Raw genomic sequence first — 23,984 nt, 5'->3', positions numbered from 1 at the left:
GCCATTCAGGCCACGGGACTGGGTTGTGCGGCTTCAAGGTGCTGGGCCGCGCGTTCCAGGGCTGCGAAGGCGCCGTTGCGGCTCCGCAGCAGCTCCGGTGAACCGTCTTCCACGATCTGCCCGTTCGCGACCACCAGCACGCGGTCTGCGCCTCGCGACAGACTGAGGCGGTGCGTCACGATCAGGGTGGTGCGCCCGTGCATGATCGCCTGCAAGGCCTGGGTCACCTGCTGTTCGCTCTCGGCGTCCACGGCGCTGGTCGGTTCGTCCAGCAGCAGCACGGCCGGGTCGGCCAGCAGGATGCGGGCGATGCCCAGACGCTGACGCTGCCCCCCCGACAGTTTCACGCCCCGCTCGCCCACCATGGTATCCAGCCCTTCCGGCAACGCTTCCACGAAGGCCAGCGCGTGCGCCGCCCGCAGGGCTGCCCGGATCTGCTGGAGGTCAGCGTCCGGGCAGGCGTAGGTCACGTTGGCGCGAACCGTGTCGTGAAACAGGAAGGTGTCCTGCGGCATGGTCACGGCATTCGTGCGCAGGCTGCTCAGGGTCAGGTCGCGCACGTCCAAGCCGTCCAGCCGCACCGCGCCCGTCTGCGGGTCGTGCAGGCGCGTGACCAGGCCCAGCAGCGTGCTCTTGCCCGCGCCGGACTCGCCCAGGATCGCCACGCGCTGCCCGGCCGGCACGCGGAAACTCACGCCGTCCAGCACGGGCCGCGCCGCGTCATACCCGAAGCTCACGCCCACGAACTCCAGCTCACCGCGCACCGGCTGGGGCAGCACTCGGGCGTCCGGACGTTCCTGAATGGTCACGGGCGCGTCCAGCACCTCGAAGACCCGCCGGCCACTGGCCTCGGCCCGTTGCAGCAGGTCGGCAATGCCCACCAGATCGTCCAGCGGGCCGTAAAAGTAACGCCCGTACCCCCGGTAAGCCAGCAGGCCCCCGACCGTGAACTGCCCGGCCATGATCAACCACGCGCCGCCGCCCAGCATGATCACGTTGCCCAGGTTGCCGACAAACCGCGCCAGCGGAAACGAGCGGTTGCGCAGCGTCACCGCCTGCACCTGCACGCCGTACAGCTCGCGGGCCAGGCCCTCTACCCGCGCCGTTTCGGCGTGTTCGCGGGCATGTGTCTGCACCACCCGCATGCCCGACAGGCGATCCGTGATCAGGGCCGTGAGGTCGCCCAGGCGGGTGCGGGCCGCCCGGTACGCCGGCCGCACCGTTCCCGTGTAGCGCCACAGCAGCAGGCCCACCCCCAGCATGGGCAGCGTGGTCAGCACCCCCAGCACCGGGTTCAGGGCAATGAAGATCCCCACCACCCCGACCAGTCGCAGGGCGTTGGCCAGCACCGAGTCGGTGCCGCGCACCAGCACGTCCTGAATGGCGTCCACGTCCCCGGTCACGCGGGCAATCAGGTCACCCGTGCGCTGCGACTCGAAGTACTCGGCCGACTGCCCCTGCAATTTGCGGTACACCGCCAGCCGCAGATCCAGCGTGAGCTGCTGCCCCGCCCGCTCCAGCAGCACGCCGCGCCAGGCGCTCAGGAGTTGCTGCACGCCAAACACCAGAACCAGCAGCACCAGTTGCCGGGCAATGAAGGGCCAGTCGCGCTGCGCGATGCCGTGATCCACCACCCGGATCCATACCAGCGGCGGGTACAGTTCGGCCACCACGCTACCGACCAGCAGCAGAAGCCCCAGGCCCACCACGCGGCAGTAAGGCGTCAGGAGGCCGTACAGGCGGCGCGTCACGCCGGGCGAAGAATCGGGCACCGCGCCAGCATAACGGCCCAGCCGCCAGCAAACGTGGTGACTGGAGGGATTGGGTTACCTGTTCAGCACGTACTCGGTCAGGGTGCCCACGCCCCAGCCGGTCGCTACGTCCTCCTTGGCGGCGTTGCCGGCAATGTCCAGGTGCGCCCAGGGCCGCGTGACGAACTGCGACAGGAACAGCGCCGCCTTGATGCTGCCGCCCGCAGGGTTGCCGTCACTGTTCTTCAGGTCGGCAATGGTGTTCTTCTGGTAGGCCTTCAGGTACGGCTGGTGCAGTGGGAGTTCCCAGATGGACTCTCCAGCCGCGTCGGCGGCGCGCTGCAGGCGGGTCACCAGATCGCGGTCGTTGCTGAACACGGCGGCCATGTCCGAGCCCAGGGCGGTGATTTTTGCGCCGGTCAGGGTAGCCACGTCCACCAGTTCGGTGGCGCCCTCGTCACAGGCCACGGCCAGGGCGTCGGCCAGCACCAGGCGGCCCTCGGCGTCGGTGTTGGTGACCTCCACGGTCTTGCCGTTCGCAGCGCGGTAGATGTCGCCGGGGCGCATGGCGTCCGGGCCGACCATGTTCTCGGCGGCGGCCACGTAAGCGCGGATCTCCACCCCGTCAGGGATGGACGCGCGCAGGTCGGCCAGCGCCCGCATGGTGCCCAGCACCGTGGCGGCCCCGCCCATGTCGTTTTTCATGCCGTACATGCCCTGCGCAGTTTTCAGCGAGTATCCGCCGGTGTCGAAGGTGATGCCCTTGCCGACCAGCGCCACCACCTTCTGGCACTCGCCGCGTGCTGGGAGGGTCACGCGGATCAGGCGCGGGCCGTCCTTGCTGCCCGCCGCCACCGCCGCCAGCAGGTTCATGCCGCGCGCTTTCACTTCCTCCGTGTCCAGCACGTCCACATCCAGGCCGCAGCGCTCCAGCGTGCGGGCTTCTCTGGCCAGCGTGGCGGGGCTCAGGTGGTTGGCCGGCGCACTCACCAGCTCACGCGTGAAGGTCATGCCGGCCAGTACCGCCTGCACCCGCGCCTGCTCGGCGTCCCCCAGGCCCTCCAGGTGCAGCTGGGGCGTTTCAGCCGCCGTAAAGGCCACCCCTCTGAAGCGCGTGTCCTTCCAGTGCGCGGCCGAAGCCGCCCCGGCCAGCGCCGCCGCGTACTCGTTGGCGGCCACGTGCAGGTTCTTCGCGCCCACGGTGCCGGCCAGGTTCGCCAGCGCCACGCCGATCTCGCGCGCCTCGCCGGCGTCCTGGGGCGCAAGGGCCACCGCCTCGTCATGCCCGTCCAGCCGGGCGGTCAGGCGCACCTGGCCGGGTTGCAGGTCACGCAGCGTCCGTGCCTGCGTGGCGTCGGCATTCACGAAAGACAGCTTCAGGTCGGCCCTCTCCAAGCTTTTCACGATTTGCATGGCCCTCAGTAAGCACCTCAGCGGACTTGAAGGTCAAGCCGCAAAGAAAAACCAAAAACTCGCCCCGAAAGGCGAGTCAGGTTCTTGATGTATGGGCCGAGTGTCAGTCGCGTTCGCGTTCGCGCTCGGCGTTCAGCTGGGCTTGCAACTGGGCCTGGCGCTGGCGCACGTAATCCTGGTGAAAGCGCTGCTCGTCCAGCAGGTTGGTGCCCAGGGTCAGCTTACCGGTGGCCAGTTCACGCATGGCCTGCGTGACCAGGTTGCGGGTACGCACGCGCTGCTCGACGGGCAGGACGCTGGGGGCGCCGCTGCGCAGTTGCAGGGCGCGTTTGGCAGTGACGACGGACAGGCGGTACTTGCTGTCGGTCATGGAAAGCAGCTTATCGATGTCTTTTTCGGCCATGATGGGGGTTCTCCTTGGGGGTCGCCCGGGAAGGCGGGCAGGGGGCGCGGGGACGCGTTCAGCCTGACAGTCTAACGGGTTGCTGAACGAAGAAGCAAATCAGCCGGGCCGGGTTTGTGGGTATACTGCTTCGGTTATGCGTACTGTCACCGTTGGAACGCGGGGAAGCACCCTGGCGCTCGCTCAGACCCGGTGGGTCATTGCCCGCCTGAAGGAGGAATGGCCGGAAACGGAATTCCGCTTACAGACCATCAGCACCCAGGGCGACCGCAACCGCGAGAGCCTGGGTCAACTCGCGCAGAAGGGCGACAAGGGCTTCTGGGTCAAGGAAATCGAGGAGGCCCTGCTGCAAAGCAGAATCGACATTGCCGTTCACAGCCTCAAAGACCTGCCCACCGCGCAACCGGAGGGCCTGGAAGTCGCCAGCATTCCCAAGCGTGTGGACGCCCGCGACGTGCTGGTGGGCCGCGAAGGCATGAAGAAACTGGCCGAGTTGCCGCAGGGCGCGCGGGTGGGCACCAGCAGCATTCGCCGCAAAGCGTTCCTGAAGTCCTACCGGCCCGACCTGCAAGTGATCGACCTGCGCGGCAACATAGATACGCGCCTGGCGGCCCTGGGCACCGGGGATTACGACGCGATCATCCTGGCTGCCGCGGGCCTGATTCGCACCGAGTTGCGCCACCGCATCGACGAGTTCATCGAGCCGGACATCCTGCTGCCGGCCCCCGGTCAGGGTGCGCTGGCGCTGGAAACCCGCGCCGACGACGACCTGAGCATCGAGGTGGCCTACGCCATTCACGACCACCTGACCGACGACCGCATCACCGCCGAGCGCGAATTTCTGGCGGGTCTGGGGGCAGGCTGCATGGCCCCGGTGGGAGCGCACGCCACCGTGAAGGGCGGTACTCTGACGTTGGAAGGCTGGGTGGCCGCCGTGGACGGCACTCATGTCATTCGCGCCACATCCAGCGGCGACGCCGGCGAGTGTGCCGACATCGGCGCTGAGCTGGCCAATGACCTCCTGAAACAGGGTGCGGACAGGTTCATCGAAATGGCGCGCGCGTAATAAAGAAGGCTGGGCCAGGAGTGGCGAGGGTGTTCCCCTTGGCTCCTGGCCCAGCGCTGTTGTGCCTTTGAGTCTTTATCGCTGGCGGTCGTACCGGCAGGCCCAGCCATCCCCATCCCGGTCCAGGGCGGTGCGGTAACCGGGCTTGCCGACGCGGATGGGCGCAGCTCCTGCCGCACGCATCTGGGCGCAGGTGACGTATAAGGTCACGCCTCGCCCGGCCAGTGGAGCGCTGCGCGTCACCTGGCGCACGAACCTGCGCGCCACGTACCCGCCCCGGCCGGCGTAGCTGGTGCGGCACCAGTCCGCCGCGCACGAAACCGTCAGTAAGGTTTGATCCGGAATGACCCGCAAGACCGCGCCGTTCGGGGTGCGGCGCAGGTGAACGTCACTGGTGGTCACGGCGGTGGCGGCCTGTGCGCTGCCCAACAGGGTCAGGGCCAGGGCCGCACTTCTTAAAAATGAGTGCATTGTGGCAGCGTGACACCCCCGAATGATGGCCGGATGAGAGTGGTCGCCATACAGGTGCTACGGTGTGCAGGTGGACTGGGCCGACATACTCACAACTGCCAACCGAACCTTTTTAACCATGCTGGTCGTGATGGATCCGGTTGGGCTGGCCCCCATGTTCATTGCGCTGGCCGGCAATCGCCCTGCCTTCGAGCGCCGGCGGATGGCCCTGAAGGCCACCCTGGTGGCGGGCATCATCATCCTGATCTTCGGGCTCTTTGGGCAGGCGCTGCTGCGCCACCTGGGCATCAGCCTGAGTGCATTTCGGGTGGCGGGCGGCATCCTGCTGTTCATGATCGCGCTGGACATGGTGTTCGCGCGGCCCAGCGGCAGCAAGGAGAATCCCGACGAGGAACGCGAGGCGAAGGAACGCGAGGACATCAGCGTGTTTCCGCTGGCCATTCCGCTGATTGCCGGGCCGGGCACCCTGGCCAGCGTCATGATTCAGACCAACACCGCCCACGGCGACCCCGGCCTCCTGGGCGTGGTGTTTCTGGTGACGGGCGGGGTGCTGCTGCTGTGTTACCTGGCCCTGCGCATGAGTGGTCAACTGGCCCGCGTGATCGGCCTGACCGGCATTCACGTGGTTACGCGCGTGCTGGGCGTGCTGCTGGGCGCCCTGGCGGTGCAGTACGTCGCCGACGGCGCCCTGCAACTTCTGCGCGGCGGCCTGCGCACCGGCTAGGGGTTGCCGGGCTTGTGCGCCCAGGCTATTTCACAGCTTGCGGGTGCTCTGCCTGCCCCGCTGAGCTGTTCATGCGAATACGGTAAATGATTCACCTGACACTAGGCCAACCGGCGCAACCATTTCCTGACAACAAACTTTATATATTTAGGCATGAATACGCTTGCCGGAACTGGAGGGGAAACCGAACGAATACGTCACGCCGCAGCGGACTTGAATGCTCCGCGCGTGCTGGTGCTGAACGTGTCTTACGAACCGCTGCACGTCACGAGTGCCAAGCGGGCCATCACGCTGGTGCAGTACGGCGTGGCGGAAGTCGTGCAGGAAAGTGACGACATCGTGCGTTCTCCCAGCACCGTCATCGCGGTGCCCAGCGTCATCCGTCTGCGGCGTTATATTCGCCGTCCCCGCGTGCATCCGGTGCCTTTCAATCGCCGCAACGTGCTGCGCCGCGACACCTTCACCTGTCAGTACTGCGGCAGCCACGACGACCTGACGCTGGATCATGTCATGCCGCGCTCGCGGGGTGGGCGCCACAACTGGGACAACGTGATCACCGCCTGCCGCGTGTGCAACCAGCGCAAGGGCAACCGCACGCCCGACGAAGCCGGAATGCCGCTGCTGTCGCGTCCGCACGCGCCGACCTTCGGTGTGTATGCTCATGGTCAGTTCGCGCACTGGCAACCGGCCTGGGCCGCGTACATCCGTTAATTCCAGCCTCAGTCAACTCAGGCTGCCCACGCTCTCAACGTCCTGACTCCCTTCAAATGGGTCAGGACGTTTCGCTTTGCTGGCTCTGGATGGGCCTCTGGTGGGCCTGCATTGTCAGGCGGGGCAGGAGTGTGGCCGCTGGGATTAGACTTTGCGGCATGAATCGTGATCAGGCTTATGCGCTGATGGTGGAACACACGCCCAGCGCGTCGTTGCAGCGGCATATGTTGAACGTGGAGGCGGCCCTGCGGGCTTACGCGCGGCACTGGGGCGAGGACGAGGAACTGTACGCCGTGACCGGCCTCCTGCACGACTTCGATTACGAATTACACCCGGAGGAGCACCCGAGCTGGGGCGTGAATTACCTGCGGGCGCACACCGACACGCCGGAAGTGGTGCTGGACGCCATTATGGGGCACGCAGCCTACACCGGCGTGGCGCGGACGACGAAACTGGCGCAGTCCCTCTTCGCGGTGGACGAGTTGACCGGGCTGGTGCAGGCGGCCGCGCTGATCCGCCCGGATAAGGACGTGCGGCAGGTGGAACTCTCCAGTCTGAAAAAGCGCTTCAAGAACAGGGCGTTTGCGGCGGGCGTCAACCGCGAGGAGGTCACGCAGGCCACGGCCGAGCTGGGGGTAGATATGGAAGAGCACATGAGGCGCGTGCTGAGCGCCATGCAGGCCATACCTGCCAGCGAGGAACGAATCTGACCCTTATCTGATTAAACATTGAGGTCAGCCCAGCAAGGATTAAAGGTCAGCCCCGCAGGCTTCTCAGCGTGCCTCCTGCAAAAAGGGACACAATTCAAGCGTTTAATCCTGTCCCGCTGTTCAAGTGGGGTATTCAAAGGAGCGTAAAGACCATGAATAAGACCCTGCTGACCCTGACCCTGCTGTTTGCCACCCCCGTCGCCTACGCCACCGCCCCCAGCGCCGGTTACGTGCAGGTGCAGGACACCAACAACAACGACACCAGCACCGACGACGCCACCTCCGGTGACACCAACACCGATTCCACCGACGGAGCTGCCGAGAGCGTCGGCGAAAACATTGACGAAGCCGGCGCGGCCGTCGGTGAAGCGGCCGAGAACGCCGGTGAAGCCGTGGATCAGGCCGCCACGGAGGCGGCTGACGCTGTGAATAATACGGTTGACCCCAACGGCGACGGCGTGGTTGACAGCAATAACGACGGTGTGGCCGACACCCGTCAGTTCCCCTGGGGCCTGCTGGGTCTGCTGGGTCTGTTCGGCCTGATGGGCCGCAGCCGCCCCACCGTGGCCAGCACCACCGTGGGCACCGCCACGACCACCAACCGCCACTGAGCAAAACTTTGCCCTGAGTGAGCATGAAATAGCCCCCGCGTTGATGCGGGGGTTTTTCACATGGGCAGCTTGGATGTCAGCTGCAACTTGCAGGGGCCACTGACCTCTACTTGCTCGGGTGCCTCTTCATCGGCTTTGGGGCTTTACTGAGGCCTCTGAGCAATGGGTTCATTAGAAAGACCGCCCGACCCTGACCACCCTACAGCCGTGGGGGAAAGCGCACGAAAGTCAACCAGAAGCGCTCGAAGGCGCGAATGGCATCCAGAAAATTCTCGAATCCCACCGGCTTCACCACGTACCCGTTGGCATGACGGGCGTAGGCGCTGCGCACGTCCTCCTCGGCCTGGCTGGTGGTGAGCATCAGCACGGGAATGCTGGCCAGTTCCGGGTCGGCCTTGATTTCCTGCAACACTTCCAGGCCGTTCTTGCGCGGCATGTTGATATCCAGCAGAATCACGTCCGGGCGCGGAACCGCCTGGTACTTGCCTTTTTTCTTCAGGAAATGCAGGGCTTCCTCGCCGTCACGGGTGATGTGCAGGCGGTTTTTGACACTGGCGTCCTCGAAAGCTTCCTGGGTGAGCAGGATATCTGGTTCGCTGTCCTCGACCAGCAGGATTTCAACTGTGGAGTTGGTCATTCGGTTCCTCGGCTGTGGGCCACGTGACGCTGCACATCTGCCCGGTACCGACCTCCAGTCTTGGGGTGGAGGGTCTGACTATCATAAACAACAATGAACGACCGGCTGCTTGATGAACCGGTGTCTTGTTAAAATGTATTCCCGCCCACACACGCCTAAACGAGCGTGGAATCTTTGCACCCCTGCCCGAGTTCGCCGCAGTGCAGACCCAGCCCCACATCAGCGCCTGTCTGAAAAGCCAGGCAGCAAAAACAGGGGACTTCGGGCTTGCCCCGTCAACGACGCGCGGGGAAGGGGCAAGGAGCCTGCGAGCCGTGAGCGGCGCTGACTGGTTCAGCCGCGCAGGGCGTAGCCCACGCCACGCACCGTGCGTAGCAGGCCATACCCATCGAGGTCACGCAGTTTGGCCCGCAGGTTGGCCATATGGACATCCACGACGTTGCTGCCGTCCGGCAGGCGACCCTGCCAGATTTCCTGTCCGATCTCGTGGCGGGAGTACACGCGCCCCGGCTGGCGGATCAGCAGGGCCAGAATGTCGAATTCTTTCGGCGACAGGCGCAGTTCCTCGCCTTTGTACGTGACCAGACGCTTTTGTGGGTCGAGGGTCAGGTCACCCATGCTGAGGCTCTCGGAGGTGCGCTGGCGCAGCTGCACCTTGATACGGGCCAGCAACTCGTCGGGGTGAAAGGGTTTGATGAGGTAATCGTCGGCCCCCAGGCCCAGCAACCTGACCTTCTCGTCCACGGTGTCGCGGGCCGTCAGCACGATGATGGGCACGGCGCTGTTCTTGCGCAGGCGCTGCACCACGTCACCGCCGTCGAAGTCCGGCAGACCCAGGTCGAGCAGGATCAGGTCCGGGTGCTCCTCGCGGGCTTTGATCAGGCCATTCATGGCGGAGTCGGCGTGGTCGACCTCGTATCCCGCGTCGTTTAAATCCATTCGCAGGACATTGGCAATGTCGAGGTCGTCCTCGATCACGAGAATGCGGTGTTCGTTCACACCTTAATGATACTGCTTTCATGAAGAATTGCCTCATCAGGTGCGCAAACAGGGTGGTGACGGATCCGTTGCAGGGCAAGCGCATTTTTTGTCGCCATTGGTTTGCGCACTACGGGGCGTGTTTAACCGCTTCTTTTTACAGCTCACGTTCGCGGGCCGCGAGACTGTGCTAGGGTAAACGTATCACGCTCAGGCAGGCGGCCATGTGCCCCACAAGGCTATGCCCCTCGCCCAGGCGACACAACCTCATTTTTCCGTCTCATTCGCAACGCCCCGGCGCGTTCCTGCTCAGGCAAAACGTGCTCTTTACCCGGAGTTTCTATGACCAATCCAGACACGGCGGATTCCGCCACCCCCACCCTGCAAGTGATCCCGCTGGGCGGCATGGGGGAAATCGGCAAGAATATCTTCGCTTACCGCTACGGCGATGAGATCATGGTCGTCGACGGCGGCCTGGCCTTTCCCAAGGCGCACCAGATGGGCATCGACCTGATCGTACCTCGTATCGATTACCTGCTGGAGAACCAGCACCTCATCAAAGGCTGGGTACTGACGCACGGCCATGAGGATCACATCGGCGGCCTGCCTTACATCTTGCCGCGCCTGCCGCGCGTTCCGGTGTACAGCGCGGGCCTGACGCTGGGTCTGGTGCGCGAAAAACTTACCGAATTCGGCATCAAGGACGGCGAGGTCGACCTGCGCGAAGTGCAGCCCGGCGACAAGGTGCGTATCGGGCAGCACTTCCACGTGGAGTTCGTGCGCATGACCCACTCCATTCCCGACAACATGGGGTACATCCTGACCACACCGGTGGGAAGGGTGGTTCATACCGGGGACTTCAAACTGGACGAGGAACCCGCAGACGGCAAGACCAGCGACCTGGCGCGGCTGGAACAGGCCGGCAAGGAAGGCGTGCTGCTGCTGATCAGCGACAGCACCAATGCCGAGCGCCCCGGCCACACGCCCAGCGAGGCCGAGATTGCCCGCAATCTGGAAGGGGTGATTGCCGGGTGCCGGGGCCGGGTGTTCCTGACCACCTTCGCCAGCAACGTTCACCGCATTCAGAACGTGCTGCACATCGCGCACCGCCAGGGCCGACGCGTGGTTATGGAAGGCCGCAGCATGCTCAAGTATGCCCAGGTGGCCCAGGGGCTCGGGTACATGGAAGCGCCGGACCCCTTCCTGACCAGCGACGACGTGGGCGAACTGCAAGATCAGCAGATCCTGTTCGTCTGCACCGGCTCACAGGGGCAACCCATGGCCGTGCTGGGCCGACTGGCCTTCGGCACGCACGCCAAGATTGCGCTGCGCCGGGGCGACACCGTAATTCTGAGCAGCAACCCCATTCCCGGCAACGAGGACGCCGTGAACCTGATCGTCAACCGCCTGTACGAGATCGGGGTGGACGTCATTTACCCGCCCAACCCGCGCATTCACGCTTCCGGTCACGCCAGTCAGGAGGAACTGGCGACTGTACTGAACCTGACGCGGCCCAAGTTCTTCCTGCCGTGGCACGGCGAACCCCGCCACCAGATCAACCACGCCAAGCTCGCGCAGACCCTTCCACGCCCGCCCAAACGCACCCTGATCGCCAAGAACGGCGACGTGGTGACCCTGGGAGGAGACGAATTCCGCGTCAGCGGCACGGTGCCGGCGGGCGGCGTGTACGTGGACGGCCTGGGTGTCGGCGATGTCGGCGACGAGGTGCTGCTCGACCGGGTGAACCTCAGCCAGGAAGGACTGATCATCATGAACGCCGTGCTGCACCCCACCCCGCACGTCGAGATCGTGACACGTGGTTTCGTCAGGCCCAACCGTGAACTGGACTTTCAGATCAAGCGCGTCGCGCTGGAAGTGGTAGAGCAGGGGGTGCGTGAGAAAAAACGCCTGGAAGACGTCCGAGACGACATGTACGGCGCCGTCAGAAGGTTCGTGCGCAAGGCCACGGGCAGGAATCCTATCCTGATCCCCATGATCGTGGACTGAGGTTCGAGAATTCTTTCCAGCGCAAAACCCCTCTTCAAATGGAGAGGGGCTTTTCACTGTGCTGCATTGTTGTTTCTTCCCTGTCGCCAGAAAAGAACGGGATTTGGTGAAGTGGCCCCGAACTTTCCCCCCGGAAGATGGGGCTACCGTGGATGTGCTAACGAATGAAGGTCAGCGGGTACAGCGTGCTGCGAGTGGGCGCGGTGAGGTACTGTGGCGGCAGCACCCCGCCGATCCGCTCGTTGTACGCCACGCCGAAGGTGTAAGCCACGATGGGAATGAAGTACTGCTGTTCGGCCAGCAGGCGGTGCAACTGCTGCCCGATTACAGTGCGTTTCTGCAGGTCTGGTTCCCGTTCGCCCTCCATGGCCAGGGCCGCGATTTTCGTTTCCTCGTCGGTCAGACACTTCCCGGTGCGGTTGAACTGGTGATCAACGCCGTCGCACCGCGCTGAGCTGGCCGTGAACGGCCAGAGGCTGGGGGGGCCGGACGCATTATAGAAAGCCGCATCGAAGGGGCGCTTCTCCAGGGTGTCCGGGGTGGCGTCCAGCACCTTGAACAGTTCGCGGCCATCGATGGGGCGGTACGTGACCTTGACCCCGGCTGCCCGGGCATCCTCGATGATGATGTCCATGTGCTTCTTGGTGTAGTCCGAGGCATAACTGAGAATCTCAAACTCGGCGCGTTTGCCTTCCTTGACCAGGTACCCTTCGGCATCCTTCTGCGTGAACCCCAGGTCGGCCAGCAGCTTCGCGGCGGCTGCGGGATCGTATCCGTAGGTAGGCAGGTCGGCGGGAATATAGGCGGTGTGCTGGGCGGGAATGATACTACCGGTGGGCGCGCCCATGCCGCCCAGGATCTCGTCCACCATCTTCTGCCGGTTGATCAGGTGACTGACCGCCCGCCTGAAGCGCACGTCCCGGTACAGGGCCTGCTTGAAAGGATCGTCGGCCTTGTTCCAGTTGAACACCAGGTAGGTGCCGACATTCAGTTTCCCCACGTTGTTCAGCACGTTTGCCTTAAGCGTTCCGGCTTTCACGGCGTCATTGATCGTCTTGGCGTCTGCGGCGGAGGTGAAGCCCGCCAGGTCAGCCTGACCCGCCAGGAAGCGCGGCAAGGTGGGTTGGCCGGCTTTGAGCATGTACACGCTCAGGCCATCCAGGTAAGGAAGGGAGCGGCCCTGAGAATCTTTGTTCCATTCTCCCCAGTAGCGGTTCTTCACGAAGGTCACGGTGCCCTCGGGCCGGTTGTCGGCCTGCCCCAGCGTGAGCATTCCGGCGCTTACCACCTCGCCCGCTTTGGCCTGCGGCCCCCACAGTTCCGCCACTGCCTTTGCACCGCCCTTCTGGTAAGCGGCACCGAAAATATGATCGGGCCATGGGGCGAAGGCCAGAGTGTTCAGCGCTGTGGCCGGTGGGGATGGGAAAGTCACCCGCAGCGTATAAGGGTCAAGTGCCTCGAACGTCACCGGCTGTTCCCCCATGAAAAAGCGGCTGCGCAGCGGCGACTTGAGTTCCTTATCGGCATGGAGTTTCCAGGTGGTCACGAAATCCCTGGCCGTGATCTCCGTCCCGTCACTGAACTTCAGGCCTTCCCGCAGTTTGATGGTGTACACTTTGCCGTCTTCCGAAATGATCGGCTGGGCCGCCGCCATGTGAGGCACCGGCTGGTTGTCACGCGGGTCGGGCATGAACAGGTTGGCCCCAGTTTCCAGGTACATGAAGGGGCCGGGGTTATCCGTGTTGGTAAACGGATTGTACGAACTGAAGCTGGTAAAGCCATAAGCGTTCAGCATTCCGCCGTACTTCGCCTCGCCGGGCTGGGCGGTGCTCCACGCGGCAGGCCACACGAAAGCCTGCGCGTTACGCGGCCCGAGCATGGTGCAGGACGACAGCAGCAGGGCGGAAAAGGCAGCCGTCAATTTCAGGTGTTTCATGGCCTCTCCTTGAGGTCAGTGCTCTTCGTTGACGGGTGCGCCTACCCCGGTCAGCGGCAGTGTCAGGGTCTGGTCGCCACGTTTCACGGTGACCTGCACGGTGGTGCCAGGCGGGCGGCTGAGGTTTTCCAGAAGCAGGGAACTGCTGTTGCGCGAGACGTCCCGACCATCCAGCGCCACGATGATGTCGTCCACCTTGAACCCGGCCCGTTCGGCCGCGCCGCCCGGCGTAATGGCCGTAATGAGTCCGCCCACGCGGCTGCCGGACTGAATGCGCTGGAACTCGAAATCCAGCTTGGTGCGCAGCAGCGCCAGGGTGTAATTCAGTGGCGTGGGCAGGTCGCCCGCCGTGACTTTCACCGGCCACACCCCCGTGGCTGCGTCCTGCACGCCATACGTTTCCGTGAGCCACGACCAGCCGGCACTCAGGTCGGCATTCCAGTCGGCACTCAGGGCGTTGCTTTTATTGGACGATGTGAAGGTTCCGGTCACCTTGACTGCGGCGGGCGCAAATGCCAGGTAAGTCCGGGTCAGGCCTGCTGCCGGGTCGGCGTACGGGGCCGAGGCCAGTTTCACATTCCTCAGTTGCTCGCTGCCCACGAAAGCCTGAAGGTCGAACAGATTCAGGCGCGCAGCGGGGGCCAGCGCCAGTTCGTTCGTACACCACTTGACGCCGTCCCAGGCGTGGCAGGCCGTGACCACGTTCCACTTTTCCGCAGAAGCAGGCAGCACTTTCTCCAGCACCGCCGCGTCCGGCAGGGACAGGCTGAACTGCCCTTTCTCGTCCACAGCAGCGGTGGCCACCACCGTTCCGGCACCGAACATGTTCACGCGCGGCACCAGGCGGATTTCCCCGGTTTTCCCGGCCGGCCAGTCGGTGATCTTGCCCTGAATGGTGTTGTCCTTGATGGGCGCGGCCAGGGCTGAAGCGAACAGCAGGGCGGACAGCATAGAACTGAAGTTCACGGGTTTCATCACGCGTCTCCTTCTGAAAAGAGTGTTACTGCCGGACAGGAATGAAGCGCCGAACCACCTTGATCTCCAGCGTTGTACCCGCGCGCTTGATGGTCAGGGTGACGGTCGTGCCCGGTTCGCCGCGCACCATGGTGCCCGTTCCCTGAGCCGCAATGTTCTGGACATTCCGGCCATCGATCGCCACGATGGTGTCGCCCACTTGCACACCTGCCTGCTCGGCCGCGCCACCTGCCATCACCGAACGCACAGTTATGCCCTGGGCGCCGTCTTCCAGGGACATTCCCACCCCGCCGTACCCTTCGGTCAGGTACATGAAAGCGGTCTCCGGCAGTTTGTCGGCAGTAACGGTAACGGGCCACAGCCCCGTATCCTTGTTCAGCACGTCAGACCGCGCCGAAACCCAGTTCCATCCGGCCGAGAGCGGAGCCTGCCAGGTGAACTGCCCCCCGCTGTCCCCACCCGTGAAGTACTCGCCCGTGATCTTGCTGTCCGCGCTGGAGTACACCAGGGTTCCTTCCGTCCAGTCCTTGGCGAAAAAGCGCTGAACCGTATTGCGGTAAAAGACTTTCCCCAGGGCTGTTTCACCTTCGAAAGCCATCAGCTCAAAGACATTCCAGCGTGTGGCCGGAGCAGCCACGAGCGCCCTGGCGCAGCCCAGATGGCTATCTGTGCAGGGCTCCCTCAGACTCACGGTTTCGGACGCTTCCGGCAAGACCTTCGCCAGGGCCGCCGCGTCCGGTAGGTTGAGCGTGAACTGTCCTTTCTCGTCCACGGTGGCCTTACCCACCACCGGCGCGTTATCCCAGCCGAACTGACCGGGCCTGACCGTCAGCCGCAGCTCCCCGGTTTTTCCGGCCGGCCAGTCTTTGATCTGACCTTTGAGGGGCGAAGTGACGGGAGCGGCCAGAGAGGCCGAAGCGGCGCACAGCAGGCATAAAGTCAGCAGTTTTTTCATAGCTGTTCTCCTTCAGGGCACCCGTACCAGCGCCCGCGTGATTTCAAACGTCATTTCCTGGCCGTCACGCTTGACCACCAGCACGACTTTCGTGTTCGGTTCACCACGAATGGCTTGCAGGGCTTCTTCCATGACCGTGACTTTCTGTCCGTCCACGCTCAGCAGTTCATCCCCGGCTTGCACGCCGGCCAGAGCAGCAGGGCCACCTTCACGAACAAAATCCACCATCAAGGTGTCTTTTTTCAGATTCATGCCCACGCCGCCGAACTCACTGAAAAGCCGCCACTGCATGCCCGTGAGTGGCGCAGCAGCGTTGTAACTGGCGCGAATTTGGGTGGTTTTCGGATCTTGCACCACCTCCTGACGCACCTGACTCCATCCGGCAGGGTACGTACCCTGAAATTCGGCATTGGAGTACGGCGTCGGGCAGGTGATTTTGCCTTCCAACTTGACGGGCTGGGTGAAAAACAGCAGGGCCGACCAGGCGTCTCCTTTCTTCGGAAACTGGTTGGCGCTCCTGTTCAGCGTGATGTCGCCGTAATCCTTGCCATCCACGTTAAGGATCAACTGAAATTCACGGTACTTTCCGTTCGCTGGTTCAGCCTTGCCCGTACCGACGCAACCCACGCCGTAATTGGACTTCTCGGTAAGCAATTCCGAGATTGCGGAGAGGTTATCCTGCTTGTCCTTAAGTTCTGGCAGCTGCAGAGTGAAATTCCCCTGCGCGTTCACCGTACCGGTGGCGTACACGGCGTCGGTTTCCCAGTCCATCAAACGCACCTCACCGCCTTTCAGATCGGCAGGCCAGTCCACGATCTTGCCGCTGAGGTTTGCGCTGATGGGAACAGCGGATGACATGGCAGGCAGGGCCAGCAGCGTAAAAACGAGAATTAATTTCAGTCTTCTCTTCATGGTCTTTCTCGCTTTGTTGGAAGGACTGCTCAGTTGGTTCGCCGGAATTCGCGCGTGCCAGTCAGGGTGAGCTCCTTGCCGTCTCGCAGCACTTTCAGCGTGATGGTCGTGTCGGGTTCGCCGCGCACCCGTTCGGCCACCTGCGTGGAAGTCAGGCCTTTCATGGAGACCCCGTCTATTTCCAGCACGATGTCGCCGTTTTGCAGTCCGGCCCTGGCGGCAGCACCATCAGCGGCCATGCCCACCACCCGGACCTGACCGTGCTCAGTGTTCTCGACCGACATGGTCAGCCCGCCCCGCCCGATGAACTGAAACCACCCGGAAGTCGCCGGAAGGTCACCGGTGTTCACCACGGCCGTCAGCGAGCCTTCCTTTCGGTCACCGATCTTCACGTTCAGGACATTCCAGCCCGGTTGTAAAGCGGCGTCCCAGTTCCAGCGGGGGGCGTCGGTGGCGCGTTTCCCGGTCGCGTTCTCCTGACACAGGGTGTTGCCCGTCAGTTTCGTGGCCCGGGCGGCGTACACCAGCAGGTTCAGCATGTCGCCCGGTTTCAGCCACTCCAGGCGCGTGTTGCCCAGGCGCAGGGTCGTGATCCTGAGTCCGAAGGAATCGTACCCCGCCAGGTCGAAGAAATTCAGCGCGGCGGCCGGTTCGACCTTCAGGTTACCCTCGCACGGAACATTCAGTTTGAATTCACTGGCGGCAGGTAGCAGCGCCGGGGCGACCGCGGCCGCGTCCGGCAGCGTCAGGGTGAATTGCCCTTTCGTGTCCACTTTCGCCGCGCCTAGCGATTTAGAGTAATCGAGATTGTTTGGTGCCAGATTGCCCACGTACAGTTGCACCTCGCCCGTCGCACCGGATGTCCAGTCCCTGACCGGGCCGCCGATGGTGGTGATGGGCGCGGCCTGGCTTGAGGTAGAGATCAGCAGAGCAATGGGCACAGGAATTGACATCCAGTTTCGCTTCATTTTTCCTCCTGTGAGGGGTTGTCTCGTGACGGGCGTTTGATGTCTTGGCGCGTGGTGTCTTCAGGCGTGGAGGTCAGCTGGCCTTCCGGGGCGTCGAATGGCTGTTAAAAAAGGGAACGGGGGACGCAATGGCCACCGGGAAAGGGACACTTTTATGGTGCAAAGAGTGTGCCCAGGTGTCATGTCCCATTTGGGCTATGACACTGCGTGGCGGAGCCTGAATTCAGCCGTACCATCCCGGCGCCCGGTTCAGCAGGCGCTGACGTACGGGTTAAAGAGACGGGCTTCAGGACAGGTTCATGATCAGGCGAATCAGGTCACCTTGCCTGCGTGCGCCCGTCTTGGCGAACACCTGTTTTAACTGGTTGCGAACGGTGGCGGTGGCGGTGCCCAGGTGCGCCCCGATCTCGTCGAGGGTCAGGCCGTCGGTCAGCAGCGTGGCCACGCGGGCCTCGGCGGGCGTCAGGCCGTACAGGTGTTGCAACAGCACCAGGGGCGGGGTGCGCCGCGCCGCCGGGTCTTTCAGCAGCAGCGTGAACCCCCGCTCGGGCCAGCGTTTCGTCACCGGGAGCAGCAGGCCGCTCAGGGGCGGTTGCCCGTCACGCGAGAAGGTCAGGTGGTTGTCCGGCCTTCCCTGAACATCGCGGCCCAGCAGCGAGGCGCGGTGCAGGGCCTGCATAAGGGCCTGGTGTTCGCCTGGCTGGGTGGCCTGTAGGGTGCCGTAATGCAGGCGCAGCACGGTTCCCGCGTGCAGCAGGGCTTCGGCGGCGGCATTGGCGTACAGTAATTTTCCCCGGACGTTCAGGCCCAGCACAGGCGCGGCGCAGTGATCCAGCGCGGCGGCCTGAAGACCCTGAACCAATTGCATGGCACGCAGTTGCTGCCCGATCTGCTGAGCGCGTGACAGGTGCGGCAGCAGGGAGTGCAGCAGTTGCGCGTCGGCATTGCTGAAATGGCCATAGCGTCTGGGGCGATTCATGGAAAGGATGAACAGCGACTGCCGATCGCTGGACAGGCTACTGACGCCCAGCATGTGGTAGAAGTCGTTTGGCAAGGCGCACTCGTGACAGAACTCCGAGTTGCCGAAGTCGAACTGCGGTGAGGTCTGCTCGGGCGTGGCGACGGCGCGCTGGTCTTTGAGGGTGAGGTTGATGAGGTCGTATGTCAGGGGGATGCGGTACGCCCAGTCGGCCATCAGCGACGCTTCTCCCTCGCGGGACAGGCCGTGCACCGAGGATTGCAGAGGAATCCAGCTCAGTTTGCCGGGCACGGGTAGGTCATTGAGTTGTAACTCGACAAAATTCAGCACATTCGTCTGACTGAACCGGGGGAGTTGTTCCAGTACGGTCTGCCAGCTTTCAGGGTGCAGGGCTGCGTCGTAAATGATCCCGAGCAACTGGCTGAAGTTCTGGTCATTGACTGACAACATGAGGCGACTCCTCTGGCCAGGCGTCCTTGCCATTCGTCTGCGAGTCGTGCTGGCCCGGCGGTGGACTGGTCTAAATGGATCTTAAGGCCTGAGGCGTTTCACGAGTGTTTTAGGGCCGCTCGGGTGTTCACAGTCGGTAACAACAGTAAACTCTGGGAATGAATGCGGCGGAAACCCGTCTTTTCCTGGCGGCCCTGAGAGCAGCGTTGTCGCGGGGGCAGGAGACGGCCATCGCCACCGTGGTGGGCGTCCGGGGCAGTGCCTACCGCCGTGAGGGCACGCGCATGCTGGTGCTGGACGACGCTTCGCAGGTGTGCATGCTGTCGGGCGGCTGCCTGGAAGCCGAGGTGGTGGAGGTGGCGCTGGAGGTCATTCGCACCGGCACGCCTTCCCTGACGCACTACGACCTCTCGGAAGACGCCACCTGGGGGCTGGGCATCGGCTGCGGCGGCAGTGTGGACGTGCGCGTGGAGCGCGTGGACATGAACGACCCGGTGATGGGTGCGTGGCTGGACGTGCTGGGTGGGGGAGGGGCCGCCGTGCTGGCCGTGCCGCTGCAAGGCGCGGGAAAAATCCTGGTGCGCTCGGACGGCGCGGTGCTGGGTCAGCTGGGGCCTGGGCTGCATGACTTTGCGGTAACGGCCGCTCTGGAGCGCCTGGGCCTGCGGGAACCCCGCGCCGTGACCTTGCACGCCCCGGACGGTCAGGCGGTGTTTCTGGACGTGAACACGCCCCCGCCGCCCCTGGTGATTTACGGCGCTGGACACGACGCCATGCCCCTGTCCGCGCAGGCGCACGCCCTGGGGTACGACGTTCACGTCATTGACCCGCGTGAAGCGTACCTGACCCCGGCCCGCTTTCCCGGCGCGGTTCTGCATTCACTTGCGCCCGAAGAGTTAGCTGAATTCAGCATGCCGGCGCGGGCGCAGGTCATTGTCATGAACCACCACCTGGATCGTGATCGCCTTTGCCTCCACCACGCCCTGAAGTCCGGGGCGGAGTACGTGGGCGTGCTGGGGCCGCGCAGCCGCGCGCAGGACTTGCTGGACGCCCTGAGGGCTGAAGGCGTGACCTTCACCGAAGTGGAAATGAGCCGCCTGCGTTCCCCGATTGGGCTGCGCATCGGCGCGGAAGCGCCCGAGGAAGTGGCCCTGAGCGTCCTTGCCGAACTGATGGCCTGGCGGCGCGGGTACGACGGCGGCTTCCTGAATGGTCACGCCGGACGCATTCACGATGCCCTTACGCACGTCAACGAAACCTGACACTGGAAAATTGGCCAGGTCGGCCCTTCATGAGCCTGGATGCCAGCCAGAGGGCACCTTGCATTTCTGAGTGCTTAAATATCTGGCGGCCTGACAAACTTTATGAGAGAATGTCCCCGATAGGGGACAATTTCTGTTTGTGACGACAAAAATAGTCTTCGGGGACGTCCCCCGACTCTACCAGAATGTCCGACCCTTCCTCAGCGCCCTTGCCTGGAACGATGTCCGCAATGCGGACACCTGTGCCTGGCTCGTCGCAGGGTGCTTGGAAAGCCGAATCTGCTCCATCCCCGCGTGGGTGAGCGGGCGAATCTCGAAAGCGCAGTTCGCGCAAAGCCGAGAGATTCAGGGCCGCAGGTTTCTGGAGAACCCGAAGGTTGATCCCTTCGAGATCTATGCTCCGCTGGTCTTCCAAGCCCTTCGTCACTGGGGCGAGCACCGCCTGGTGCTCGCTCTGGACACCAGTATGCTCTTTGGGAAGTTCTGCCTGATCCGCTTTGCTGTCACGTTCAGGGGACGATCCCTTCCACTGCATCAGGAAGTCATCCAGCACGAAAGCGCCCAGGTTTCGACCCGACAACTTCTCCCTGTGCTCGCCCGTGTCAAAGGCATCCTCGATGCGTTGGGCATCCATGACGTTCGGCTCCTTGCTGATCGAGGTTTTTGTGACACCGAACTCATGGATTGGCTCTGGGCCTGTGGGTGGAATTACCGCATCCGTATCAAGTCGAACCTGATCCTCGCTGACCTTGCAGGTCAGCGCCTGTGCAAGCTCGACGAAATTCGACTCCGCCCCAGGGAAACACGCTGTTTCCACAACGTCGCCATCACTGGGCAGGCGTTTGGCCCAGTCCACGTCGCGGTCGCCAGACCGACCGACGCTCAAGAGCAGTGGCAGGTCGTGAGCAGCGAGCCGACGAGCCTGGAAACGTTCGCTGAGTACGGCGAACGCTTCCAAATCGAAGAGGGCTTCCTGGACGATAAAAGTGGTCTCCACGGGCTGGAATCCTCGAAGCTCCGTGATGTCACGAGCCTGAATAGGCTCGTCATGGTTCTGGCGCTGGCCACCCTCTTCCTGATCACCAAGGGCGTGCAAATCGTTGCGGAGGGTAGACGGCGGATGATTGACCCGCATTGGCAACGTGGGCTGAGTTATCTCAAGATTGGGGAACGGGCCATGCGCTGGGCACTCAGTCGCGGCCTCGAAGTGTTTACCCACCTGGCACTGCCAGGTGGGCCAGATCCAGAACCTCTGGGCAAACGGAAGAAGAAATGCCCTGACCCCATCACGTTGCTGGAAGTCGGCTGGACGCTGGTTTTACGTCCTCTCTCATAAAGTTTGTCAGGCCGCCAGGTGCTTAAATATTCACTTATACATGCAAACTTGAGTAGGAGAAACGACGGCGCGAGATAAGCCAACGGACTCACCTGTCAAAGTCTCAGCACTTCTGCGGCCACACGCATTACGCGGTTGCCCGACACGAGAAAGGCAATGTCTTTAACCTCGCCAGCTCACCGGGCACCTGAGGCCGCCAGCCGATTTTCAGCGCACGGTCAGGTCGATGACCGAGCTGCTCCTGGAGGGCAACTTCACGGCGCTGCTCTGGTACAGGGTCTTCCCGCTGGCATCGGTGATGACAGATCGCACCGTATATATAGAGCGGCTGTTCAGCCGTCCGGGGCTTAAGATCAACTGGTAAGGCGTGCTGAGGCGGCGAGTTTTGAACTGAACGCGCACGACGGTGGCCGGGGAGGTCTGGTTTTCCAGCACAACGGTCACTGTGCTGCCGACCGGAAGCGTGACGGGCGCACCGGCGCTGATACGGCCCCTGACTTCAACCCATCCGGCCGGGACACTGGCCATTGATGTGCTCGCCGCATTCTGACTGGCTGGGCGGTTCTGTGGTTGGGTGGGCGTGGTGGCTTTGGTCAGGGTAACGGTGCCGATCCTGGTCTGCGCCCCGGCTGTGGTCAGGCTGGTCAGCATCAGGGCAGAGAACAGGGCAAAAATCAATCGCATGTCTTTATGCTGCGCGCTGCCCCAAGTCAGATCAAGAAGATGAGCTTGAACTTAAATTTATGCGCTGCCTTTTACGGCAAAGAGGGGAGAACTCATTAGCTTGATGATAAATATGAAACCGTTCTGGACGAGTGCCATTTTCCCGCGCCTATGGCGACTAAATGACTATTTTTGTCACCATCTTCAAACCGTAGTGTGAAATTTTTCATTCTTAATGAAAGTGAAGTGTGTATATTCTGTGCGAAGCCAACAACCCAGACAACCGTGCAGCACGTCCTTCAGCGTGTTCGGAACTTTCTTCTACCCTTACGATCCCGAGCGCTGGACTTGCCACGGCCCCCTGCGGTCAGACGGCCAACCCTGGAGGTTTTACATGAACGGACGCGTTACCCTCGGCCTGCTTTCCCTCACCCTGCTTCTCGCCTCGTGCGGTCAACAGGCCAGCACTGCCCCGGACCTCACCGGTGGTAACGGTAACCCTGCCGCCCGCGCCCAGCCTGGCAACGCTCCCCTGCTCGGCACCCAGAACCCCAACGCCATCCCCGGCCAGTACATCGTGGTGTTCAGCGACGGTGCCGCCCAGAGCAGCAACCTCAGCGCCCAGAGCGCCGGCGGCCTGATCCAGAGCCTGGGCCTCGACCCCCAGGGCGTCGTCATCCGCAACATCTACACCCAGGCCCTGAAAGGCTTCGCCGGCAAACTCAGCGCCCAGAACATTGCCACCCTGCGCGCCGACCCCCGCGTCAAGTACATCGAGCAAGACCAGACCATGTACGCCGACGCCACCCAGAGCAACCCCACCTGGGGCCTCGACCGCATCGACCAGCGCAGCCTGCCCCTGGACAGCAGCTACACCTACGGCAGCGCCAGCAACGTCAAGGCCTATATCCTCGACACCGGCATCAACACCGCGCACACCGCCTTCGGCGGGCGCGCCGTGTGGGGCGCGAACTTCACCGGCGACGGCAACAACACCGACTGCCAGGGCCACGGCACGCACGTGGCCGGCACCGTGGGCAGCAGCACCTGGGGCGTCGCCAAGGACGTGCGCCTGGTCGCCGTGAAGGTTCTGAACTGCCAGGGCTCCGGCAGCAACGCCGGCATCATTCAGGGCATGGACTGGGTCATCGCCAACAAGACCGGCCCCAGCGTCGTGAACATGAGCCTCGGGCCGTCCTCCCGCGCCACCAGCCAGGCGCTTGATGACGCCATCGCCCGCCTCGCCAACGCCAACGTGATCCCGGTCGTCGCCGCCGGCAACAGCAACGACGACTCCAACTACTACAGCCCCGCCCGCGCGCCCCTGGCCATCACGGTGGGCAGCACCACCAACACCGACGCCCGCAGCAGCTTCAGCAACTACGGCACCGCGCTGGACATCTTCGCGCCCGGCAGCAACATCACCAGCACCTGGATCGGCAGCACCACCGCCACCAACACCATCAGCGGCACCAGCATGGCGACCCCCCACGTGGCCGGCGCGGTCGCCCTGATCCTGGGCGCCAACCCCAGCTACACCACGGCGCAGGCCACCAGCGCTCTGCTGAGCAAAGCCACCACTGGCAAGGTCACCAGCGCCGGCACCGGCAGCGTCAACCGCCTGCTGTACACCGGCACGGGCAGCACCACCACGCCCCCCACCGGCACCACCACCACCTACAGCGGCTACGTCAGCAGCCGGACAAGCAGCTACAAGCCCGGCAGCACCGGCTTCAGCTACGCGGGCGGCACCCTGAAGGGCAACCTGAGCGGCCCCAGCGGCACCGACTTCGACCTGTACCTCCAGAAGCGCAGCAGCACCGGCACCTGGACCGACGTCGCCAGCAGTGAAGGCGGCACCAGCAGCGAAGCCATCAGCTACACCGCCACCAGCGGCACCTATCGCTGGGAGGTCTACAGCTACTCCGGCAGGGGCTCCTACACCCTCACCGAAACCAAGTAAGACCACTCTGAAAAATAGAATGGATTATCCGTTCTCTTTTTCCGAACAACGTGATTAAGAGAAAATGCCGTTCTGGATGTCATGGAGCAAATTCGGGCGCTGC

General features: G+C 63.4%; 22 protein-coding genes. 9 read left to right on the top strand and 13 right to left on the bottom strand.

Annotated elements, in window-relative coordinates; all coding sequences use genetic code 11:
- Positions 1 to 5: 5 nt before the first annotated feature.
- The 3 genes from E5Z01_RS05370 to rpoZ form a co-directional block, all read right to left on the bottom strand.
- Positions 6 to 1,772, bottom strand: a complete 1,767-nt coding sequence (locus E5Z01_RS05370) for an ABC transporter ATP-binding protein (protein ID WP_240738196.1) — start codon at positions 1,770 to 1,772, stop codon at positions 6 to 8.
- A 54-nt stretch (positions 1,773 to 1,826) separates the two neighbouring features.
- A complete protein-coding gene (locus E5Z01_RS05365; RefSeq protein WP_135228422.1) occupies positions 1,827 to 3,164 on the bottom strand; it encodes a M17 family metallopeptidase in 1,338 nt (445 codons plus the stop codon).
- Between the two features lie 103 nt (positions 3,165 to 3,267).
- Entirely contained in the window at positions 3,268 to 3,567 is a 300-nt protein-coding gene (gene rpoZ / locus E5Z01_RS05360; protein WP_119764033.1) for a DNA-directed RNA polymerase subunit omega, read from the bottom strand.
- A 136-nt stretch (positions 3,568 to 3,703) separates the two neighbouring features.
- On the opposite strand from rpoZ, the gene hemC reads away from it, so the two are divergent.
- Entirely contained in the window at positions 3,704 to 4,633 is a 930-nt protein-coding gene (hemC, locus tag E5Z01_RS05355; protein ID WP_135228421.1) for a hydroxymethylbilane synthase, read from the top strand.
- 75 nt (positions 4,634 to 4,708) lie between these two features.
- Here hemC and E5Z01_RS05350 read toward each other — a convergent pair whose 3' ends face one another.
- Entirely contained in the window at positions 4,709 to 5,104 is a 396-nt protein-coding gene (locus tag E5Z01_RS05350) for an excalibur calcium-binding domain-containing protein (protein WP_135228420.1), read from the bottom strand.
- 70 nt (positions 5,105 to 5,174) lie between these two features.
- On the opposite strand from E5Z01_RS05350, the gene E5Z01_RS05345 reads away from it, so the two are divergent.
- From E5Z01_RS05345 to E5Z01_RS05330, 4 genes are all read left to right on the top strand, one after another.
- Positions 5,175 to 5,828: a MarC family protein gene (locus tag E5Z01_RS05345; RefSeq protein ID WP_135228419.1), complete on the top strand. Its 654-nt coding sequence runs from the start codon at positions 5,175 to 5,177 to the stop codon at positions 5,826 to 5,828.
- A 153-nt stretch (positions 5,829 to 5,981) separates the two neighbouring features.
- Entirely contained in the window at positions 5,982 to 6,539 is a 558-nt protein-coding gene (locus E5Z01_RS05340; protein ID WP_119764024.1) for an HNH endonuclease, read from the top strand.
- Between the two features lie 158 nt (positions 6,540 to 6,697).
- Positions 6,698 to 7,249: an HD domain-containing protein gene (locus tag E5Z01_RS05335; protein ID WP_167757781.1), complete on the top strand. Its 552-nt coding sequence runs from the start codon at positions 6,698 to 6,700 to the stop codon at positions 7,247 to 7,249.
- A 152-nt stretch (positions 7,250 to 7,401) separates the two neighbouring features.
- The gene (locus tag E5Z01_RS05330; protein ID WP_135228417.1) at positions 7,402 to 7,860 is read left to right on the top strand and encodes a WGxxGxxG-CTERM domain-containing protein; all 459 of its coding nucleotides are present in this window, start codon (positions 7,402 to 7,404) and stop codon (positions 7,858 to 7,860) included.
- Positions 7,861 to 8,059: 199 nt separating this feature from the next.
- Here E5Z01_RS05330 and E5Z01_RS05325 read toward each other — a convergent pair whose 3' ends face one another.
- Complete coding sequence (locus tag E5Z01_RS05325; protein ID WP_135228416.1) at positions 8,060 to 8,497, bottom strand: response regulator; 438 nt, start codon at positions 8,495 to 8,497, stop codon at positions 8,060 to 8,062.
- 333 nt (positions 8,498 to 8,830) lie between these two features.
- On the bottom strand, positions 8,831 to 9,496 hold the full coding sequence (locus tag E5Z01_RS05320; protein ID WP_119764016.1) for a response regulator transcription factor: 666 nt from the start codon (positions 9,494 to 9,496) through the stop codon (positions 8,831 to 8,833).
- 321 nt (positions 9,497 to 9,817) lie between these two features.
- Here E5Z01_RS05320 and E5Z01_RS05315 point away from each other — a divergent pair, with 321 nt between their 5' ends.
- The gene (locus E5Z01_RS05315; RefSeq protein WP_135228415.1) at positions 9,818 to 11,482 is read left to right on the top strand and encodes a ribonuclease J; all 1,665 of its coding nucleotides are present in this window, start codon (positions 9,818 to 9,820) and stop codon (positions 11,480 to 11,482) included.
- 157 nt (positions 11,483 to 11,639) lie between these two features.
- Here E5Z01_RS05315 and E5Z01_RS05310 read toward each other — a convergent pair whose 3' ends face one another.
- The 6 genes from E5Z01_RS05310 to E5Z01_RS05285 form a co-directional block, all read right to left on the bottom strand.
- Positions 11,640 to 13,418, bottom strand: a complete 1,779-nt coding sequence (locus tag E5Z01_RS05310; RefSeq protein ID WP_135228414.1) for an ABC transporter substrate-binding protein — start codon at positions 13,416 to 13,418, stop codon at positions 11,640 to 11,642.
- 15 nt (positions 13,419 to 13,433) lie between these two features.
- Complete coding sequence (locus tag E5Z01_RS05305) at positions 13,434 to 14,393, bottom strand: PDZ domain-containing protein (RefSeq protein ID WP_240738204.1); 960 nt, start codon at positions 14,391 to 14,393, stop codon at positions 13,434 to 13,436.
- A 25-nt stretch (positions 14,394 to 14,418) separates the two neighbouring features.
- Positions 14,419 to 15,348 carry a PDZ domain-containing protein gene (locus E5Z01_RS05300; RefSeq protein ID WP_135228412.1) on the bottom strand — a complete coding sequence of 310 codons (930 nt, stop codon included), beginning with the start codon at positions 15,346 to 15,348 and terminating at the stop codon, positions 14,419 to 14,421.
- A gap of 12 nt (positions 15,349 to 15,360) precedes the next feature.
- Positions 15,361 to 16,260 (bottom strand): S41 family peptidase, encoded by a 900-nt coding sequence (locus tag E5Z01_RS05295; protein ID WP_135228411.1) that lies wholly within the window; start codon positions 16,258 to 16,260, stop codon positions 15,361 to 15,363.
- A 29-nt stretch (positions 16,261 to 16,289) separates the two neighbouring features.
- Positions 16,290 to 17,213 (bottom strand): PDZ domain-containing protein, encoded by a 924-nt coding sequence (locus E5Z01_RS05290; protein WP_167757780.1) that lies wholly within the window; start codon positions 17,211 to 17,213, stop codon positions 16,290 to 16,292.
- 301 nt (positions 17,214 to 17,514) lie between these two features.
- On the bottom strand, positions 17,515 to 18,657 hold the full coding sequence (locus tag E5Z01_RS05285) for a helix-turn-helix transcriptional regulator (RefSeq protein ID WP_167757779.1): 1,143 nt from the start codon (positions 18,655 to 18,657) through the stop codon (positions 17,515 to 17,517).
- 158 nt (positions 18,658 to 18,815) lie between these two features.
- On the opposite strand from E5Z01_RS05285, the gene E5Z01_RS05280 reads away from it, so the two are divergent.
- Together E5Z01_RS05280 and E5Z01_RS05275 are read left to right on the top strand one after the other, a co-directional pair.
- Positions 18,816 to 19,919 (top strand): XdhC family protein, encoded by a 1,104-nt coding sequence (locus E5Z01_RS05280; protein ID WP_135228408.1) that lies wholly within the window; start codon positions 18,816 to 18,818, stop codon positions 19,917 to 19,919.
- 139 nt (positions 19,920 to 20,058) lie between these two features.
- Positions 20,059 to 21,255 carry a transposase gene (locus tag E5Z01_RS05275; RefSeq protein ID WP_135228407.1) on the top strand — a complete coding sequence of 399 codons (1,197 nt, stop codon included), beginning with the start codon at positions 20,059 to 20,061 and terminating at the stop codon, positions 21,253 to 21,255.
- Between the two features lie 207 nt (positions 21,256 to 21,462).
- Here the strand turns inward: E5Z01_RS05275 and E5Z01_RS05270 are convergent, their stop codons facing one another.
- On the bottom strand, positions 21,463 to 21,939 hold the full coding sequence (locus tag E5Z01_RS05270) for a YbaY family lipoprotein (protein WP_135228406.1): 477 nt from the start codon (positions 21,937 to 21,939) through the stop codon (positions 21,463 to 21,465).
- A gap of 373 nt (positions 21,940 to 22,312) precedes the next feature.
- On the opposite strand from E5Z01_RS05270, the gene E5Z01_RS05265 reads away from it, so the two are divergent.
- Positions 22,313 to 23,881 (top strand): S8 family peptidase, encoded by a 1,569-nt coding sequence (locus tag E5Z01_RS05265; RefSeq protein ID WP_135228405.1) that lies wholly within the window; start codon positions 22,313 to 22,315, stop codon positions 23,879 to 23,881.
- Positions 23,882 to 23,984 lie beyond the last annotated feature (103 nt).

Origin of the sequence: Deinococcus fonticola (genome assembly GCF_004634215.1) — a bacterium.
GTDB classification, from domain to species: domain Bacteria; phylum Deinococcota; class Deinococci; order Deinococcales; family Deinococcaceae; genus Deinococcus; species Deinococcus fonticola.
This window is presented reverse-complemented; position numbering and strand designations above follow the sequence as displayed.